The organism is Cellulophaga baltica 18 (assembly GCF_000468615.2).
GTDB lineage: Bacteria > Bacteroidota > Bacteroidia > Flavobacteriales > Flavobacteriaceae > Cellulophaga > Cellulophaga baltica.
This window is the reverse complement of the sequence record NZ_CP009976.1, coordinates 1,759,437-1,776,818: the sequence shown is the minus strand read 5'-3', so window position 1 is coordinate 1,776,818 and position 17,382 is coordinate 1,759,437. Positions and strand designations below refer to the sequence as shown.

Annotated in this window: 13 protein-coding genes; 11 read left to right on the top strand and 2 right to left on the bottom strand. The window is 34.8% G+C overall.

Annotated features, from left to right (window positions below; translation table 11 throughout):
• Positions 1-10: 10 nt before the first annotated feature.
• From polA to tsf, 5 genes are all read left to right on the top strand, one after another.
• Complete coding sequence (gene polA / locus M666_RS07555; RefSeq protein ID WP_029447150.1) at positions 11-2,845, top strand: DNA polymerase I; 2,835 nt, start codon at positions 11-13, stop codon at positions 2,843-2,845.
• Positions 2,846-3,025: 180 nt separating this feature from the next.
• Positions 3,026-3,481: a 50S ribosomal protein L13 gene (gene rplM / locus M666_RS07550; protein WP_024481881.1), complete on the top strand. Its 456-nt coding sequence runs from the start codon at positions 3,026-3,028 to the stop codon at positions 3,479-3,481.
• Entirely contained in the window at positions 3,481-3,867 is a 387-nt protein-coding gene (gene rpsI / locus M666_RS07545) for a 30S ribosomal protein S9 (RefSeq protein ID WP_024481882.1), read from the top strand. The genes rplM and rpsI overlap by 1 nt, the downstream gene beginning before the upstream one ends.
• Positions 3,868-4,089: 222 nt before the next feature.
• Positions 4,090-5,139 (top strand): 30S ribosomal protein S2, encoded by a 1,050-nt coding sequence (gene rpsB, locus M666_RS07540; RefSeq protein ID WP_024481883.1) that lies wholly within the window; start codon positions 4,090-4,092, stop codon positions 5,137-5,139.
• A gap of 115 nt (positions 5,140-5,254) precedes the next feature.
• The gene (tsf, locus tag M666_RS07535) at positions 5,255-6,214 is read left to right on the top strand and encodes a translation elongation factor Ts (RefSeq protein WP_025615949.1); all 960 of its coding nucleotides are present in this window, start codon (positions 5,255-5,257) and stop codon (positions 6,212-6,214) included.
• A 724-nt stretch (positions 6,215-6,938) separates the two neighbouring features.
• Here the strand turns inward: tsf and M666_RS07530 are convergent.
• Positions 6,939-8,804 (bottom strand): M61 family metallopeptidase, encoded by a 1,866-nt coding sequence (locus M666_RS07530; protein ID WP_029447151.1) that lies wholly within the window; start codon positions 8,802-8,804, stop codon positions 6,939-6,941.
• Positions 8,805-8,986: 182 nt separating this feature from the next.
• Between M666_RS07530 and pyrH the strand changes: the two genes are divergently transcribed.
• From pyrH to M666_RS07500, 6 genes are all read left to right on the top strand, one after another.
• Positions 8,987-9,694, top strand: coding sequence for a UMP kinase (gene pyrH / locus M666_RS07525; RefSeq protein ID WP_025615951.1), 708 nt, complete (start codon positions 8,987-8,989; stop codon positions 9,692-9,694).
• Between the two features lie 44 nt (positions 9,695-9,738).
• Entirely contained in the window at positions 9,739-10,296 is a 558-nt protein-coding gene (gene frr, locus M666_RS07520) for a ribosome recycling factor (RefSeq protein WP_024481887.1), read from the top strand.
• A gap of 169 nt (positions 10,297-10,465) precedes the next feature.
• Positions 10,466-12,865 (top strand): efflux RND transporter permease subunit, encoded by a 2,400-nt coding sequence (locus M666_RS07515; protein ID WP_025615952.1) that lies wholly within the window; start codon positions 10,466-10,468, stop codon positions 12,863-12,865.
• A 168-nt stretch (positions 12,866-13,033) separates the two neighbouring features.
• On the top strand, positions 13,034-14,467 hold the full coding sequence (gene asnS / locus M666_RS07510; RefSeq protein WP_025615953.1) for an asparagine--tRNA ligase: 1,434 nt from the start codon (positions 13,034-13,036) through the stop codon (positions 14,465-14,467).
• 41 nt (positions 14,468-14,508) lie between these two features.
• The gene (gene rpoN, locus M666_RS07505; RefSeq protein ID WP_024481890.1) at positions 14,509-15,966 is read left to right on the top strand and encodes an RNA polymerase factor sigma-54; all 1,458 of its coding nucleotides are present in this window, start codon (positions 14,509-14,511) and stop codon (positions 15,964-15,966) included.
• Positions 15,967-16,036: 70 nt separating this feature from the next.
• The gene (locus M666_RS07500; RefSeq protein WP_024481891.1) at positions 16,037-16,642 is read left to right on the top strand and encodes a hypothetical protein; all 606 of its coding nucleotides are present in this window, start codon (positions 16,037-16,039) and stop codon (positions 16,640-16,642) included.
• On the opposite strand, the gene M666_RS07495 is transcribed toward M666_RS07500, so the two are convergent.
• Positions 16,637-17,326, bottom strand: a complete 690-nt coding sequence (locus tag M666_RS07495) for a porin family protein (RefSeq protein ID WP_052206647.1) — start codon at positions 17,324-17,326, stop codon at positions 16,637-16,639. The two genes, M666_RS07500 and M666_RS07495, sit on opposite strands and share 6 nt — an antisense overlap.
• Between the last annotated feature and the right edge of the window lie 56 nt (positions 17,327-17,382).

Here is a 17,382-nt window from a genome sequence, read left to right as displayed (position 1 = left end):
GAAAAATAAAATGGCAGAACAAAAAAGACTCTTTCTACTAGATGCATATGCATTGATATTTCGTGGTTATTATGCTTTAATAAAAAACCCTAGAATAAACTCTAAAGGCATGGATACATCTGCCATAATGGGGTTTATGAATTCACTGCTTGATGTTATTAGACGTGAAAAACCCGATCATTTAGCCGTATGCTTTGATAAAGGCGGAAGCGCAGAGCGCACCGAGTTATTTCCGGAATACAAAGCTAATCGTGACGCCACACCAGATGCTATACGTATTGCCATTCCTTATATTCAAGATATTTTAAAAGCAATGCATATTCCCGTTGTTGTTTTAGAAGGCTGGGAAGCAGATGATATTATTGGTACCCTTGCCAAGCAAGCAGAAAAAGAAGATTACAAAGTATTCATGGTAACTCCCGATAAGGATTTTGGCCAGCTGGTATCTGAGAATATTTTTATGTACCGCCCAGCACGTATGGGTAATGGTATAGAAATTTGGGGGATTCCTGAAATTCAAAAACGTTTTGGCGTGGAACGCCCAGAGCAAGTTATTGACTACCTAGGTATGATGGGCGATGCCAGTGACAACATTCCTGGTTTGCCTGGCGTTGGAGACAAAACTGCCAAAAAATTTATAGAACAATTTGGTTCTATGGAAAATCTTTTAGCTAATACTGATCAGCTAAAAGGTAAAATGAAAGAGAAAGTAAAAGAGAATGCAGAATTAGGACTTTTATCAAAAAAGCTTGCTACCATATGTATTACTTGCGATGTTACTTTTAATGCGACAGATTATGAATTAACCATGCCTGATGCCGAAAAAGTTCAAGTATTATTTGAAGAATTAGAATTTAGACGATTAAAGGACCAATTCTTAAAACTATTTACGCCTGAAGGAGAAACTACCAGCTCTGAAGAAGAGATCAGCAAACCTAAAGCACAAACAAAAGAAGCTGGCGTTGGCCAATTTTCATTATTTGGTGGCGACCCAAGCACCGCCTCAGAAACTGTAGAAGATTATTCTTCCAGAAAGACAATCAAAGACATTTCTCATGTATACCAAAGTGTTGCACCAGGAATGGCTATGAAGCTTTTTCTTCAAAATCTATCCAAACAAACTTCAGTATGCTTTGATACAGAGACAACGGGCTTAAACCCACTGACTGCAGAATTAGTTGGTATTGCTTTTTCTTGGGAAGCCTCAAAGGGCTTTTACCTTCCTTTCCCTGCCGATAGAACGGAAGCACAGGAACTCATAGAACAACTGCGTCCATTTTTTGAAGATGAGTCTATTGAAAAAATAGGCCAGAATCTAAAGTATGATATCAAAGTTTTAGACAAATACGAGATTAAAGTAAAAGGAAAATGTTTTGACACCATGTTAGCACATTACCTGATTAATCCAGATATGCGTCATAATATGGATGTTTTAGCAGAAACATACCTAAACTACACCCCTGTATCCATAACAGAATTGATTGGAAAAAAAGGTAAGAATCAACTTAGCATGCGTGATGTTCCCCTAAAGGATCAAACAGAATACGCAGCAGAAGATGCTGACATTACCTACCAACTAGCCCAACAATTTAAGCCAGAACTAGAAGAAGCTAAAACTCAGGAATTATTTGATACTATTGAAATTCCACTTTTACATGTTCTTGCAGCCATGGAATTAGAGGGTATTAATTTAGATACAAAATTCTTGAACTCCTTAGCTGAAGACCTAGATAATGATATTAAAAATCTAGAAACAGCCATTTTTGAAGAAGCTGGAGAAGAATTCAATATTGCATCACCAAAACAATTGGGCGATATTCTTTTTGACAAATTAAAGCTGGTTGCGAAGCCTAAAAAGACAAAAACAGGTCAATATTCTACCGCAGAAGATGTGTTATCATACCTAGCAAAAGACCATAAGATTATTGAAAACGTTTTATCTTATAGAGGTTTAGCCAAATTAAAGAGTACCTACGTAGACGCATTACCATCACAGGTAGAGGAAAGCACAGGTAGAGTACATACAGATTATATGCAAACAGTAGCTGCTACAGGCCGTTTAAGTAGTAACAATCCAAACCTACAGAATATTCCTATTAGAACGGAACGTGGGAGACAAGTACGTAAAGCATTTGTACCTAGAAATGAAGACTATGTACTAGTTGCTGCAGATTATTCTCAAATAGAACTCAGAATTATAGCCGCGCTGAGCGAAGAAACTACGATGATTGAAGCATTTAAAAATGGAGAAGACATTCATGCCTCTACCGCTTCAAAAGTATTTAATGTACCTTTAGACGAAGTAACAAGAGAACAACGTAGCAATGCCAAAACAGTTAATTTTGGAATTATCTACGGTGTTTCAGCCTTCGGATTGAGCAATCAAACAGATTTATCTAGAGCAGAAGCCAAAGAACTCATAGATACCTATTACAAAACCTATCCAAAATTAAAAAACTATATGAGTGGTCTCGTAGATTTTGCAAGAGACCATGGATATGTACAAACAGTATTAGGTAGAAGAAGGTATTTAAAAGACATTAATGGTAGTAACGCCATAGTTAGAGGTGCCGCTGAACGAAATGCAGTAAATGCCCCAATTCAAGGAAGTGCCGCAGATATAATCAAAATTGCAATGATTAATATCTACAATAAACTTAAAGAAGGCAATTATAAGACAAATATGTTGTTACAAGTACATGATGAATTGGTCTTTGATGTTTATAAGCCAGAATTAGAGGAGATTAAGTCGCTAATAAAAGCTGAAATGGAAAATGCTTATACGCTAGAAGTACCATTAGACGTTGAAGTTGGCGTAGGACAGAACTGGCTAGAAGCACATTAGAAAATAGCGTATAAAAATATTTTATTCTGACAGAAAACGGGATAAAAACAAAAGGGAAAAACAGGGTCGTTGAAAAAATAAATAAATTATTTAGAAACAACCATTTGTTATTCAAGTTAATAATTGTACATTTGCACCCCATTAAACGGGATTTAAGTGTTTAATAAATAAAAAAGTACTGTGGACACATTAAGTTACAAAACAATTTCCGCGAACAAAGCAACTGTTGATAAGCAATGGGTGTTAGTTGATGCAGAAGGAGAGACATTAGGTCGTTTTGCTTCAAAAGTTGCAAAATTACTAAGAGGAAAATACAAGCCTAGCTTTACACCACACGTAGATTGTGGAGACAACGTTGTTGTTATAAATGCTGAAAAGATTAATTTGACTGGTAACAAGTGGGAAAGCAAAACCTACGTACGCCACACTGGATACCCAGGAGGTCAAAGATTTCAAACAGCGAAAGAGGCAATGGCTAAAAACCCTGTAAGCATTGTAGAGCGTTCTGTAAAAGGAATGTTACCTAAGAACAAATTAGGTGCTGCAATCTTTCGTAACCTTAAGGTTTATGAAGGAGCTCAACACGGTCAAGAAGCTCAGAAACCAACCGTAATTAATTTAAACGACCTTATATAATGGACGTAATTCACAAAATAGGAAGAAGAAAAACTGCTGTTGCACGTATCTATCTTTCAGAAGGAAGCGGTAAAATCACCGTTAACAAAAAAGAATTAGAGGTATACTTCCCTACTGCTACTTTACAATACAAAGTAAAACAAGCTTTCTCATTAACAAATGTTGAAGACACTTACGATGTAACTGTAAATGTATTTGGAGGTGGTATCACTGGTCAAGCAGAAGCAATTCGTTTAGCTTTATCTAGAGCTATGTGCGAAATTGATCCTGAAAACAGATTGATCCTTAAACCAGAAGGTTTATTGACAAGAGATCCAAGAATGGTTGAACGTAAGAAATTCGGTCAGAAGAAAGCACGTAAAAAATTCCAATTCTCGAAACGTTAATCGTAAAGAGATATATTTTAAACTGTTTATTCAGTTTATACAAAAGTTCATTGAAAACCCTGAAAAATATTTTTTCAGGGTTAAATTTTAAAATCAAGTTGTTGTTGTCCAAGAGTATAACAGCTTTTGGAAACTAGTTTAGCATCTAAATATTAGAGGCCACAAAGAATCGTGCCACTTTAGTATTGCTAATTCAACAGAACGTAAACTAAGTACAAAAAAATGGCAAAAAAAATCGTAGTAAAAGACTTACTAGAAGCAGGTGTACACTTTGGTCACCTAACAAGAAAATGGAACCCAAACATGGCTCCATACATTTACATGGAACGTAATGGTATCCACGTAATTAATCTTTACAAAACTGCTGCAAAATTAGAAGAAGCTAATGAAGCTCTTAAAAAAATAGCAGCATCAGGTAGAAAAATACTTTTCGTAGCTACCAAAAAACAAGCAAAAGACATAGTTTCTGAAAAAGTCTCTAATGTAAACATGCCTTACATCACTGAAAGATGGCCAGGTGGTATGTTAACAAACTTTGTTACTATCCGTAAAGCTGTTAAGAAAATGGCTCATATTGATAGAATGAAAAAAGATGGTACTTTTTTAACTTTATCCAAAAAAGAACGTTTACAAGTTGATCGTTTACGTGCAAAATTAGAAAAGAACTTAGGTTCTATCTCTGAAATGACACGTTTACCAGGCGCTTTATTTATTGTTGACACAATGCGTGAGCACATCGCCGTAAAAGAAGCTATCAAATTAAACATTCCAATCTTTGCTATGGCAGATACAAACTCTGACCCAAGATTATTGGATTATATCATTCCTTCTAATGATGATGCTTCTAAATCTATTGAAGCTATTTTAACTCATGTAACTGAGGCAATTGCTGAAGGTTTATCTGAGCGTAAATCAGAAAAACAATCTGGAAAAGAAGGTGAAGAAGCTAAAGCTGCTCCAAAAGCAAAAAAAGCTGCTGAACCTGCAACAGAAGTAAAAGCTGAAGCTAAAACTGAAGCTGTTGATGATTTGACAAAAGTTGAAGGTATCGGCCCAAAAATTAATGAAATCTTCCAAACTGCTGGAATCAATTCATTCAGTGATTTAGCTGGAAAAACAGAAGAAGAATTAAATGTAGTTTTAACTGCTGCTGGTTCTAAATTTGCTTCTAAAAATCCTGCATCATGGCCAAAGCAAGCTCAAATGGCTGCTGACGGTAAATGGGATGAATTAAAAGAATGGCAAGACAATGTTAAAGGTGGTATTGAGTAAATCAAAACCTCTTAACATTATCCTAGTATAAATAAAATTTTTAATTAACACTATCGGCTAGAACTAATCCTTATAAAGTTTTAGTTTTAGCCTAGTTTTTAAAATCATATATAAAATGGCTAAAATTACCGCCGCAGAAGTAAATAAGTTAAGACAAGCTACTGGAGCTGGAATGATGGACTGCAAAAACGCTTTAGTTGAAGCTGAAGGGGATTTTGACAAAGCTATTGACGTTCTACGTAAGAAAGGTCAAAAAGTTGCTGCTAAAAGAGCTGACAGAGAAAATACTGAAGGTGCTGCTATCGCTAAAGTTAACGCTGACAGTACTGCTGGTGTTGCTATCGTATTAGGTTGTGAAACTGATTTCGTTGGTAAAAACGAAAACTTTATTGCATTGGCTAATCAACTTGCAGATAAAGCTATAAACTTTGATTCTAAAGAAGAATTTTTAGCATCAGATTTTGGTGGAATGACTGTAGCTGAGAAACTAGTTGAACAAACTGGTGTAATTGGTGAAAAATTAGATATCACTGCTTTTGAAAAATTAGAAGCTCCTTACGTAGGTAGCTATGTACATATTAACAAAATTGCTGCCTTAGTAGGTTTAACTTCTAAAAACGAAGAAGTAGGTAAAGATGTTGCTATGCAAATTGCTTCAATGGGTGCAACTACGCTATCTTACAAAGATTTTGATCCTTCTTTTGTTGCTGCAGAAACAGAAGCTAGAATCGCAGTTATAGAAAAAGATAATGAAGAATTAGGTAGATTAGGTAAAACACTTAAAAACGTTCCTCAATTCATCTCTATGAGTCAGTTAACTCCTGAAGTTTTAGCAAATGCTGAAGAAGCTGCTAAAGCGGAATTGAAAGCTGAAGGTAAGCCAGAAAAAATATGGGATAAAATTCTTCCTGGTAAAATGGAGCGTTTTGTTTCTGACAACACTACTCTTGATCAAGAGCAATGCCTATTAGATCAAAACTTCATTAAAGATGAAAAAGTAAATGTTGCAACTTATGTATCATCTGCACAAGATGGTTTAGCAGTAACTTCATTTAAGCGTGTTACTCTAGGGTAATATTCTTATCATACATACTTAAAAAGGGTCACAAATTAATTTGTGACCCTTTTTTTATGTCTTCATTTTAAGAAACTAAAAGACTGCGAAAGTAAATAGAAACCCAACTACTACAGCAGAGGCAGAATAGATCTTAAAAAACTAACATCATCTCACAACTCAGCTATCTAAAAGACTCCCAACAACAGCACTAGGATTTATTACCCCCAAAGCTTCGATAAGGATAACGGCCAACTAAACTATTAAAATAGCTCAGAAAAAGCATTTTTAGCACTGCGAATATCCCGAATACTGGCGGCTATCAAACATTTTAAAATTTATACTTAAGTAACATAGCCGTAGAAAAAGGAATTCATATTCTCAGAATTGAAATAATAAAAGGTGGATTGAATATTAATAGCTGGGCTGCATAGCCTACTCCAATTAGCACCAACTTAATTACGCATTATGACACCGAAAATAAATAGAGATATATTCAAATCCGATAGGAAACGAATCCTTAAAAAATTAAATTAAAAGCACTACGACCTATTCCATATGCTATAATTGATGTGAAGCGTAATAGCCCAGCCTATGTAACCACACATAAAGAAAATAAATAACTATCCTCATCATTACAAATGAAAAATATACCTACAACATAAACAACTACACCTTAGACAACACAAAAAAAAGGAGCGCAATAGCGCTCCTTTTTTTTGTGTTAAATTATACGTGAGACGAACTAGCCCTTCATCCAAATTTGTCTTAATTTCAATTGTGCATCCGTTACATTGTCCTTTGACACGATTTTAGCAACCGTCACCATTGGATTTCCTGCAGCACCAGATAAGGTTAACTCCTCTCCGTCACGATCTACAACAACAGTAACCATCTTATCGGCAGGCCAACTGAAGCTTTGTCCAATAATTGGACGTATTGATTCTAGCGTGATTGCAGTGCCATCAATAGACTTAAACACATCACCCCCTTGTAAACCTAAGCTTGTAAAAAAACTATTCAAAGTAATACCCTCTCTGACAAACACCGCATTATCCTTTGTTTGATCCACATCTATATAAGGAACATTTTCTTTTAAAAAATAGCCGCTTTGCTCTTCTACTGTACCAAGCTCTAAACCTACTTTAGACAAATACACGCTATAATCAATTGGCGTTGCCCCTACCACATGTGTAGCGAAGAAATCTGAAACTTCTGGATAAGTCATCGACACAATCTCAGCGATAAGTGCCTCATCTTTAAATGGAATGGCATCCCCATACTTCTTTGACAATTCTTTTAACAACCATAAAACACTTTTCTCGCCACCACTTAATTCTCTCAAGGTAATATCTAGAGCCATGTTAATTAAAGTACCTTTCTCATAGACATTGGCATAATTATCTTTATAAGGGTCGTCCAGTATATTTTGACTCATTACAGTAAAAGACATGGAGTCATCATAAAGTTTAGCGTTGTTTATTTTATCCATAATACGCTCATAAAACTCTTCTTCACTAATTAAGCCTTGCTGTATTTGAAATAGATTAGCAAAATACTCTGTTGTACCTTCATACATCCAAAGGTGCATTGACATTTTGGGATCATTAAAATCAAAATATTGAATCTCTTCAGAATGTACACTAAGAGGAGTTACTATATGAAAAAACTCATGAGACACTACATCAACCATTGCCTGTTCTAATCTCGCTTGGTCCATTTGCTCGGGCAAGACCACTACCGTTGATGTATGATGTTCTAAAGCACCAAAACCACTTGCATCGTTCTCTGAACCCGCCAGATATAATAAAATATTATATTCTTTAGTACTATTAATAGCTCCCAAAAACGTTTTTTGGGCAGACATCATTTTGAACATTCTATCCTCAAGATCTGAAGCACTGTACAAGCCATTAGGGGAGTACACACTTAAATTCACAGTAATACCATTTACTTCAAAAGAAACAATGTCTGCCTTAGCATATAAAATAGGATTATCCGTCACTTCAAAATAACGACTTGCATAGAAAACATCTAAACCAGGGTCCGCATTTGCATTATTTTCTTTTAAGGAAGTCGCCGCCACCAAAGCAGAAGGATGCTTTATAGCTAATTCATAAGGTATTTCTTTTAAATTATTAAAGTAGCCAACAAAACCATGAAGGTTTAGCATAAAGTTTTCTCCCTTAAGGATGTTAGTTCCTGAAGGAGAAAAAACAGCATGCTCTACTTCCGCTTCCGTATCATAGGTATCATTAACATAATAAGATACGCGATCTAATTTGACCCCATCAGGGATTACCCACGTATTGTCATCTTTTTTAGAAAAAGACAATTCGGCCCCTTTATAATCAAACGCCTTAAATTCATCTATATATTTACCATAATTGTCCGTGCTATACGTTCCAGGAACCGTTTTAGGTATAAAAAACAAGACTTCACCTGCGCTAAAAGCACCTGGGTTAAGCTCTACAAGAACTTTATCCTCTACTACATTAACTAAATCTATTTTAACCTTAACGACACTAGTATCTGCTGCCACTAGACTTTTAGAAGACCCACAAGCCTGCATTAAAAGCGCTAATGCTATTATATATCCTGTCTTTTTCATTTTTATTCTATTCATTTTAAGTACTATCTAACGGTTAATTGTTATTAATTAAACAAGATTATTAAAATAAAATAACAGTACAGAGAGTTTTGAGAAATAATTAGGACCGCAATTAATTAATAATGGCGTATTCTCGTAAATTATTTTGATTATTTTTGCACTAGTTTAAATAAATCCGAACCATGCAGTATAAAAGAATTCTTTTGAAATTAAGCGGCGAAGCCTTAATGGGTGAACGACAATACGGAATTGACCCCAAAAGGTTAGCAGAATATGCTGAAGAGATAAAAGAGGTAATTGACAAAGGAATTGAAGTCGCTATTGTTATTGGCGGAGGAAATATTTTTAGAGGATTAGCCGGAGCAAGTAATGGTATGGATCGCGTACAAGGGGACCATATGGGAATGCTAGCCACGGTCATCAATGGTTTAGCATTACAAAGTGCCCTTGAAGAAAGCGGCGTACAAACTAGATTACAATCGGCCATTCAAATAAATGAAGTAGCAGAACCATTCATCCGTAGAAGAGCAATGCGCCATTTAGAAAAGGGGAGAGTTGTTATTTTTGGAGGAGGAACTGGAAACCCTTATTTTACTACCGATTCTGCAGCTGTTTTAAGAGCTATTGAGATTGAAGCTGATGTAATACTAAAAGGAACTAGAGTAGACGGAATTTACACCTCTGATCCGGAAAAGGATAAAAACGCTACTAAGTTTGACACCATTACATTCAAGGATGTATTAACTAAAGGACTAAAAGTAATGGATACAACAGCATTTACTTTAAGTCAAGAAAATGAATTACCAATTGTAGTATTTGACATGAACAAGAAAGGTAATTTATTAAAACTCCTTTCTGGAGAAAATATTGGAACTGTTGTTGACAACTAGATAGTGGCATATTATATGCAGCAGATTTTAAAAAACTAAATAAAATGAACGAAGAAATTACTTTTATACTTGACAGCACTAAAGAAAGCATGAATGGTACTATAGACCATTTAGTAAAAGCATTTGCAAAAATTAGAGCAGGAAAAGCTAGTCCAATAATGTTATCTAGCGTAATGGTAGATTATTATGGCTCACAAACGCCACTAGGTCAAGTTGCAAACGTAACAACTCCAGATGCCCGTACCATTACGGTACAACCATGGGAGAAAAATATGCTACAGCCTATTGAAAAAGCAATTATGATTGCTAATCTTGGCTTCAACCCTATGAATAATGGTGATTTTGTTATTATTAGCGTACCACCATTAACTGAAGAGCGTAGAAGAGATTTAGCTAAGCAAGCAAAGAGTGAAGCTGAAGATGCTAAAGTTGGTATCCGTAATGCTAGGCAAGAAGCCAATAAAGACATCAGAGCACTTGATGATGCTTCTGAAGATTTAAAGAAAAATGCTGAAGCAGACATTCAAGAGCTTACCAATAAATTTTCTAAGAAAATAGAGGAAGTTTTAGCCGTAAAGGAAGCTGAAATAATGAAAGTATAATTTAAGTATTTCAGTAAAACAATATAAAAGGGCAACTACATAGTTGTCCTTTTTTTGTTTGAAAACTTAAATTTTCCTAAAATCGCACGAAAAGCAGTTATTCCCTTAAGAGATTTCTGTGATTACCCATAATCATTTTCTACCTTTGAGCCAATTTTTAAAAAATAACATGGTTGCGAAATTAACTAAAGGTTTCTGGGCAAAAACCGCAAATATTATTCTAAGAAATAGAATACTTATTTTAATTCTTATTACTGTGCTCACTGTGTTTTTGGCATTGCAATGGGATAAAATGCGATTTTCTAGTTCGCAAGCAAACCTACTACCAGACCACCATCCTGTAAATGTACAATACCAATCGTTTTTAAAAACTTTTGGTGAAGAAGGTAATGTCATGGTCTTAGCTGTAAAAGACTCTTCGCTTTTCACCCCTTCAAAATTTAATAGGTGGAACAAGTTTAGCAAACAACTTGCTGCATTTCCGGAGGTAGATTTTGTATTGTCAACAGACAATCTCCAAGAATTAATCAAAGACACTGTAAAACAGCAATTTGTTCTTCAACCTTTTATCAAAAAAGCACCTACCACCAAGGCAGAAATAGATACCCTCACCTCTCATTTGTTTAACAACCTTCCGTTCTATGAAGATTTAATTTACAACAAAGAGACCAAAACAATTAGAACCATTGTTTATCTAGATAAAGATATTGTAAACACGTCTGCCCGAAAAGATTTTATTCTAGAAGATCTAAACCAATTGGTGAAAAATTTTGAAGATGAAACCAATTTAGATGTACACGTATCTGGGATGCCTTACATAAGAACCATGAATTCCCAGAGTATCATCAATGAAATAGGGAAATTTATCCTAGCAGCTTTAGGAGTTACCTCTTTAATTTTCTTTTTCTTTTTTAGAAGTTTTAGAGCTACTATAATTTCTATGTGTGTTGTAATTATTGGTGTTATGTGGTCTTTTGGTGTTTTAGGCTTACTGCAATATGAAATTACCGTACTTACCGCATTGATTCCTCCACTAATAATTGTCATCGGAATCCCAAATTGTATTTTCTTGATTAACAAGTATCAGCAAGAAGTAAAAAAGCACGGAAACCAAGCGTTATCATTACAACGGGTAATTTCCAAAATTGGGAATGCAACGTTAATGACAAATATTACTACCGCTTCTGGGTTTGCTACTTTTATTGTAACAGACAGTCAGCTTTTAAAAGAATTTGGTATAGTAGCATCCATCAACATCATAGGTATTTTTATACTATCTCTTCTGATTATCCCTATTGTCTATAGCTTTATGTCGCTTCCTAAAACAAAGCATTTAAAGCACTTAAATAAACGTTGGATTGACACTTTTGTTAATTGGATGGAAAACATTGTTCGCGAAAAACGAATTTCTGTATACATTGTTTCTATTTGTCTTTTGGTGATCAGCATTATTGGTATTTATCAAATTGATATCTCAGGAAGTCCTATAGAAGACATGCCTAAGAAAGCAGAATTCTTTCAAGATATTCGCTTTTTTGAACAAGAATTCGACGGAATAATGCCTGTTGAAATTGTCGTAGACACCAAACGTAAAAAAGGAGTTTTAAAACCATCTACCTTAAAAAAGATGGATGAATTAAGTGGACTCATCCATGAAATTCCAGAGTTATCAAGGCCTGTTTCTGCCGTAGATTTAGTCAAATACTCTAAGCAAGCATTTTATAGCGGAATCCCTAAATACTACCAGCTCCCAACATCGCAGGAAAATACGTTTATAATGGATATAGCTCGTAAATCTTCTAGTAATGGAAATTTATTAAAGAGTTTTGTCGATTCTACTGGACAAACGGCTCGCATCACTACCTACATGAAAGATGTTAAAACCGTCCGAATGGAAGCTATTGAAGGTAAATTGAAAGAAAATATAGATAAGATTTTCCCTGCGGAGCGCTACAACGTTTATATGACCGGTAGCGCATTGATTTTCTTAAAAGGAACAAAATACCTAGTAAACAATTTAATAATGTCACTTGCATTAGCAATTGGACTTATAGGCCTATTTATGGCGTATTTATTCAGATCTTTCAAAATGATTATCATATCCTTAATACCAAACCTATTACCGCTGGTTATTACTGCCGGATTAATGGGATTTGTAGGAGTACCTATCAAGCCTTCTACTATTTTAGTATTCAGTATTGCCTTTGGTATTTCTGTGGATGACACTATACACTTTCTCGCCAAGTATCGCCAGGAATTAACCGCTAATAATTGGCGAATCAAAAAATCAGTCTATGCTGCTTTACGAGAAACAGGTGTAAGCATGTTTTACACATCCATTGTATTGTTTTTTGGTTTTTCTGTCTTTACCATTTCAAGCTTTGGAGGTACGGTTGCCTTAGGAGCATTAGTTTCAGCCACCTTGCTTTTTGCAATGCTTGCTAACTTAATCTTACTACCATCATTACTATTGTCTCTAGAGCGCAATATTGCGAATAAAACGGTACTGAAAGAACCACAGATAGATATCTTACCTAAAGAAGAAGATACTTTCAAAGAATCAGAATAAAAAAACAAATTTTATCGTTTCAACTTATAAAGCCTTTTTTACCAAAAAGGCTATATTTGTTATTTAAAAATAAAAATTAATCTTGGTTGAAATAGCTTGAAGTAATCTAATTTACTTTACAAAAAAAATAGAAACCATAAGGCATACGAATAGCAACAAAATTATCAAATGAAATCATACAGCATTAAAGAATTACTTTCTTCAAACCTTTCACTACAAGAAGTTACTGTCAAAGGATGGGTAAAAACTTTTAGAAGCAACCGATTTATTGCCTTGAACGATGGCTCTACAATTAACAATATTCAATGTGTTGTTAATTTTGAGAATTTTGATGAAGCCCTATTAAAAAAAGTATCTACTGGTGCTGCTTTAGAAATTTCTGGTACACTTGTAGAAAGTCAAGGAAGAGGACAGAGTGTAGAAATTCAGGTTAATAAACTGGAGGTATTGGGTGTTTCTGATCCAGATACCTACCCTATTCAACCTAAAAAACACTCTTTAGAGTTTTTAAGAGAAAAGGCACATTTACGCGTGCGCACCAATACATTTGCAGCAGTAATGAGAGTACGCTCTGTCTTGTCATTTGCAGTACATAGATATTTTCAAAATAATGGTTTTTACAATGTACATACACCTATAATTACTGGTTCTGATGCAGAAGGTGCTGGTGAAATGTTTAGAGTATCTACATTAAACCAAAAGAAACCACCTTTAAATGAAGCCGGAGAAATAGATTTTAAACAAGACTTTTTCGGCAAAGAAACTAACTTAACAGTTTCTGGCCAATTAGAGGCAGAAACGTATGCCATGGCTTTAGGGAAAGTATACACATTTGGCCCTACTTTTAGAGCAGAGAATTCTAACACTTCTAGGCATTTAGCTGAATTCTGGATGATTGAACCCGAAGTTGCTTTTAATGATTTAGATGCAAACATGGATCTTGCAGAAGATTTCATTAAAGATGTAATCAATTACATCTTAGAAAACTGCGCAGAAGATTTAAAGTTTTTGGAGCAACGTTTATTGGACGAAGAAAAATCTAAGCCACAAGCAGAACGCAGTGACATGGCTCTTATTGAAAAACTGAAATTTGTTTCTGAGAACAATTTCAAAAGAGTATCCTATACGGAAGCCATAGACATCCTTAAAAGCTGTACGCCTAATAAGAAAAAGAAGTTTAAATATATTATTGACGAATGGGGAGCAGACTTACAAAGTGAGCACGAGCGTTTTCTTGTAGAGAAGCATTTTAAGTGTCCTGTAATTTTGTTTGACTACCCTGCCAAAATAAAAGCGTTTTACATGCGTTTAAATGATGATGGCAAAACCGTTAGAGCTATGGATATTTTATTTCCTGGCATTGGTGAAATTGTTGGTGGCTCTCAACGTGAAGAACGCTTAGATGTTTTATTAGACAAAATAAAAGAACTAGGCATTGACGAAGAAGAGTTATGGTGGTACTTAGACCTTAGAAAATTTGGAACGGCTGTTCACAGTGGTTTCGGATTAGGGTTTGAAAGATTAGTTCTTTTTGCTACAGGCATGGGCAACATTAGAGATGTCATCCCTTTCCCTAGAACACCACAAAATGCAGAATTCTAAAATTACTATAAAATCGTAAGTTCTACAGAACATTAATTTATATGCTGAAACAACATTTATCTTTTAAATTATCGCAGAAGCTTTCTCCTCAGCAAATTCAGTTAATGAAACTGATTCAATTGCCTACACAAGCATTTGAACAGCGTTTAAAACAAGAATTAGAGGAAAATCCGGCTTTAGAAACCGGCAAGGAAGAGTTGGATAATTTTGAGGATGAATTTGAAGATGAGTTTAATGATGAAATAGACAGCGAAAGTATTAATACCGAAGACATTAATATTGATGAGTACCTGAGTGATGATGAGATTCCGGAATACAGAACACAAGCTAATAATTATAGTGCCGATGACGAAGAACGTACGGTACCTTATGCCGCAGGAACTTCTTTTAACCAGTACTTATTAAATCAATTAAATACTATTTACCTTAGTGATGATGAATGGGCCATTGCAGAATTTTTAGTAGGTAGCGTAGATGAAAGTGGGTATATCCGTAGACCCATAAACGACATTTTAGATGATTTAGCTTTCACGCAAAACGTATATACGGAAGCAGAGACCATAAAAAAAGTTTTAAAAACTGTACAAGAGCTAGACCCTCCTGGGGTTGGAGCAACTTCGCTAGAAGAGTGCTTAATCATACAATTAAAGCGTAAAGAAATAACCGCGAGTATTGAGCTGGCGATTGCTATTCTGGAAAAATCTTTCGATCAATTTACTAAGAAACACTATCAAAAGTTAATTCAAAAACACAATATCACGGAAGAGGAGTTAAGGCAAGCTATTTCTGAAATAGAACGATTAAACCCAAAACCGGGAGGTTCTTATTCTGGAAACACCCGAATGATAGAACATATTGTGCCCGATTTTTCTATTAAAATTGTTGATGGTGAACTAGAACTAACTTTAAATGGCAGAAATGCACCTGAGCTACACGTATCTAGAGGGTACAATAATATGCTTGAAGGGTACAAAAACTCTAAAGAAAAATCTAAATCACAGAAAGATACCGTCTTATTTATTAAGCAAAAGTTAGATGCCGCAAAATGGTTTATAGATGCGATTAAACAGCGCCAACAAACCCTATTCATTACAATGAATACGATTATGCAATACCAAGAAGAATATTTTTTGACGGGTGATGAGCGTAATTTAAGACCTATGATTCTTAAAGATATTGCAGATACCATCCAAATGGATGTTTCTACAGTTTCTAGAGTTGCCAATAGTAAATATGTAGACACACCCTACGGCACACGTTTGATAAAAGACTATTTCTCTGAATCCATGAAAAATGACCAAGGAGAAGATGTTTCTACCAAAGAGATCAAAAAAATTCTTGAGAATGTAATTACCGAAGAGGAAAAGAGAAAACCTCTTACCGATGATAAGTTAGCAGACATTTTAAAAGAGAAAGGCTACCCTATTGCACGTAGAACCGTAGCAAAATACAGAGAACAATTAGGAATTCCCGTAGCTAGAATGCGAAAAGAAATCTAATTATTGAAGCTCCATATTCATCATATATAGTATTATGATGCTTCCTATTTCTCATAATACACCCGAATAAATGAAAGCCTTTTTAAAATTCATTGCTTACTTATTTCACCCTGTATTTATTCCGCTATATGGTAGTTTGGTCTATTTTCAAGTAACAAGGAAATACACCTCTTTAGAAATGCAAGTTGGAAACCTGCTACCTATATTTATCTTAACGGTGGTAATCCCAATCATTAGTTTTTTAATTTTAAGAAATATAGGTGTCATCAATTCTATCGCGATGCCGACCATAAAAGAACGTAAATACCCCATCTACATCAGCATTATCTTATTATTCATGATTATCTATAAGGTGATACCTAACAACTACACCATAGAGCTCTATTACTACTTTATAGGCTTGATTATAGCGCTTTTTACAGTTTTAATGCTGTTGTTTGCCAAATTCAGTAACAGCATCCACATGGTAGGCATTGGAAGCTTAATCATGTACCTCATAAATTTAAGTGTACATTTTGAAATTAACCTCACACTATCTATTAGTGTGCTTATTTTGTTTGGCGGACTGATAGCTTCCTCTAGAATTTATTTTAGAACTCATTCTAAATTAGAAATTTTTGGAGGACTTATGTTAGGTGTAACTACACAATTTATAACCTTGAGTTATTGGCTATAGAACATAAAAAATAAGCCCTACTCTAAAAGGCTTAATGGTTATAACCTCACCCGTATCTAGAAGTGTATCTTTTATTAGAAAATCAGAAAGGGAATAATACAAATGAAGGTTAAAGGTATTATAACCAAAGTTAAGTGTAAGTCCATATTGCAAGCGCTCCAAATCTGGGTTTGAAAAACCATCTCTACTTGCATCGGTCACTAATTTTGAGCGAGCACTAAAATTATAGGTAAATTTAACGCCAGAGTAAATTCTAAAAAACTTGTATTTTGTTGGACTTGAGTTACGCCAGCGAAATTCAAACGGCACTTCTATACTATGCATCTCAAACTTACTACGCTTATACAAAGATGCATCACTTTCTGCATAGTAACTAATTACATCGTTTTCATGAGTTACAATCAAATTAGAATAGTAAGAGTTGACCGCATAGCCTAAACCTAGTCCTAACGCAATTGTACGACTGTTATTTAAAGGCAAATCCTTAATAAGGCCAATTTGTAAGCCATAGGAAAAATTACGCTTAAAAACGTCCTGAGGCTTTTCTAGCATAAAATTATAATTGACCCCTAGGTAGAATTGGTCTTCAAGGTAATTTGTATCTCCAGAAGATTTAAAAGAGTTCTCTTGACTCAATACTAAAACTGGTAGTAGAAAAAACGCTACTAAAAATTCTTTCATCATAATTTAAAGATAGATAAACAGCGAGTATAAAAAAAGCGCTTCAAATAAATTTGAAG

Bases quoted from the DNA above. Each gene is read 5' to 3' on its own strand.
- polA (WP_029447150.1), top strand. From the start codon at position 11: ATGGCAGAACAAAAAAGACTCTTTCTACTAGATGCATATGCATTGATA.
- rpsI (WP_024481882.1), top strand. From the start codon at position 3,481: ATGGACGTAATTCACAAAATAGGAAGAAGAAAAACTGCTGTTGCACGT.
- rpsB (WP_024481883.1), top strand. From the start codon at position 4,090: ATGGCAAAAAAAATCGTAGTAAAAGACTTACTAGAAGCAGGTGTACAC.
- tsf (WP_025615949.1), top strand. From the start codon at position 5,255: ATGGCTAAAATTACCGCCGCAGAAGTAAATAAGTTAAGACAAGCTACT.
- M666_RS07530 (WP_029447151.1), bottom strand. From the start codon at position 8,804: ATGAAAAAGACAGGATATATAATAGCATTAGCGCTTTTAATGCAGGCT.
- pyrH (WP_025615951.1), top strand. From the start codon at position 8,987: ATGCAGTATAAAAGAATTCTTTTGAAATTAAGCGGCGAAGCCTTAATG.
- frr (WP_024481887.1), top strand. From the start codon at position 9,739: ATGAACGAAGAAATTACTTTTATACTTGACAGCACTAAAGAAAGCATG.
- M666_RS07515 (WP_025615952.1), top strand. From the start codon at position 10,466: ATGGTTGCGAAATTAACTAAAGGTTTCTGGGCAAAAACCGCAAATATT.
- asnS (WP_025615953.1), top strand. From the start codon at position 13,034: ATGAAATCATACAGCATTAAAGAATTACTTTCTTCAAACCTTTCACTA.
- rpoN (WP_024481890.1), top strand. From the start codon at position 14,509: ATGCTGAAACAACATTTATCTTTTAAATTATCGCAGAAGCTTTCTCCT.
- M666_RS07500 (WP_024481891.1), top strand. From the start codon at position 16,037: ATGAAAGCCTTTTTAAAATTCATTGCTTACTTATTTCACCCTGTATTT.
- M666_RS07495 (WP_052206647.1), bottom strand. From the start codon at position 17,326: ATGATGAAAGAATTTTTAGTAGCGTTTTTTCTACTACCAGTTTTAGTA.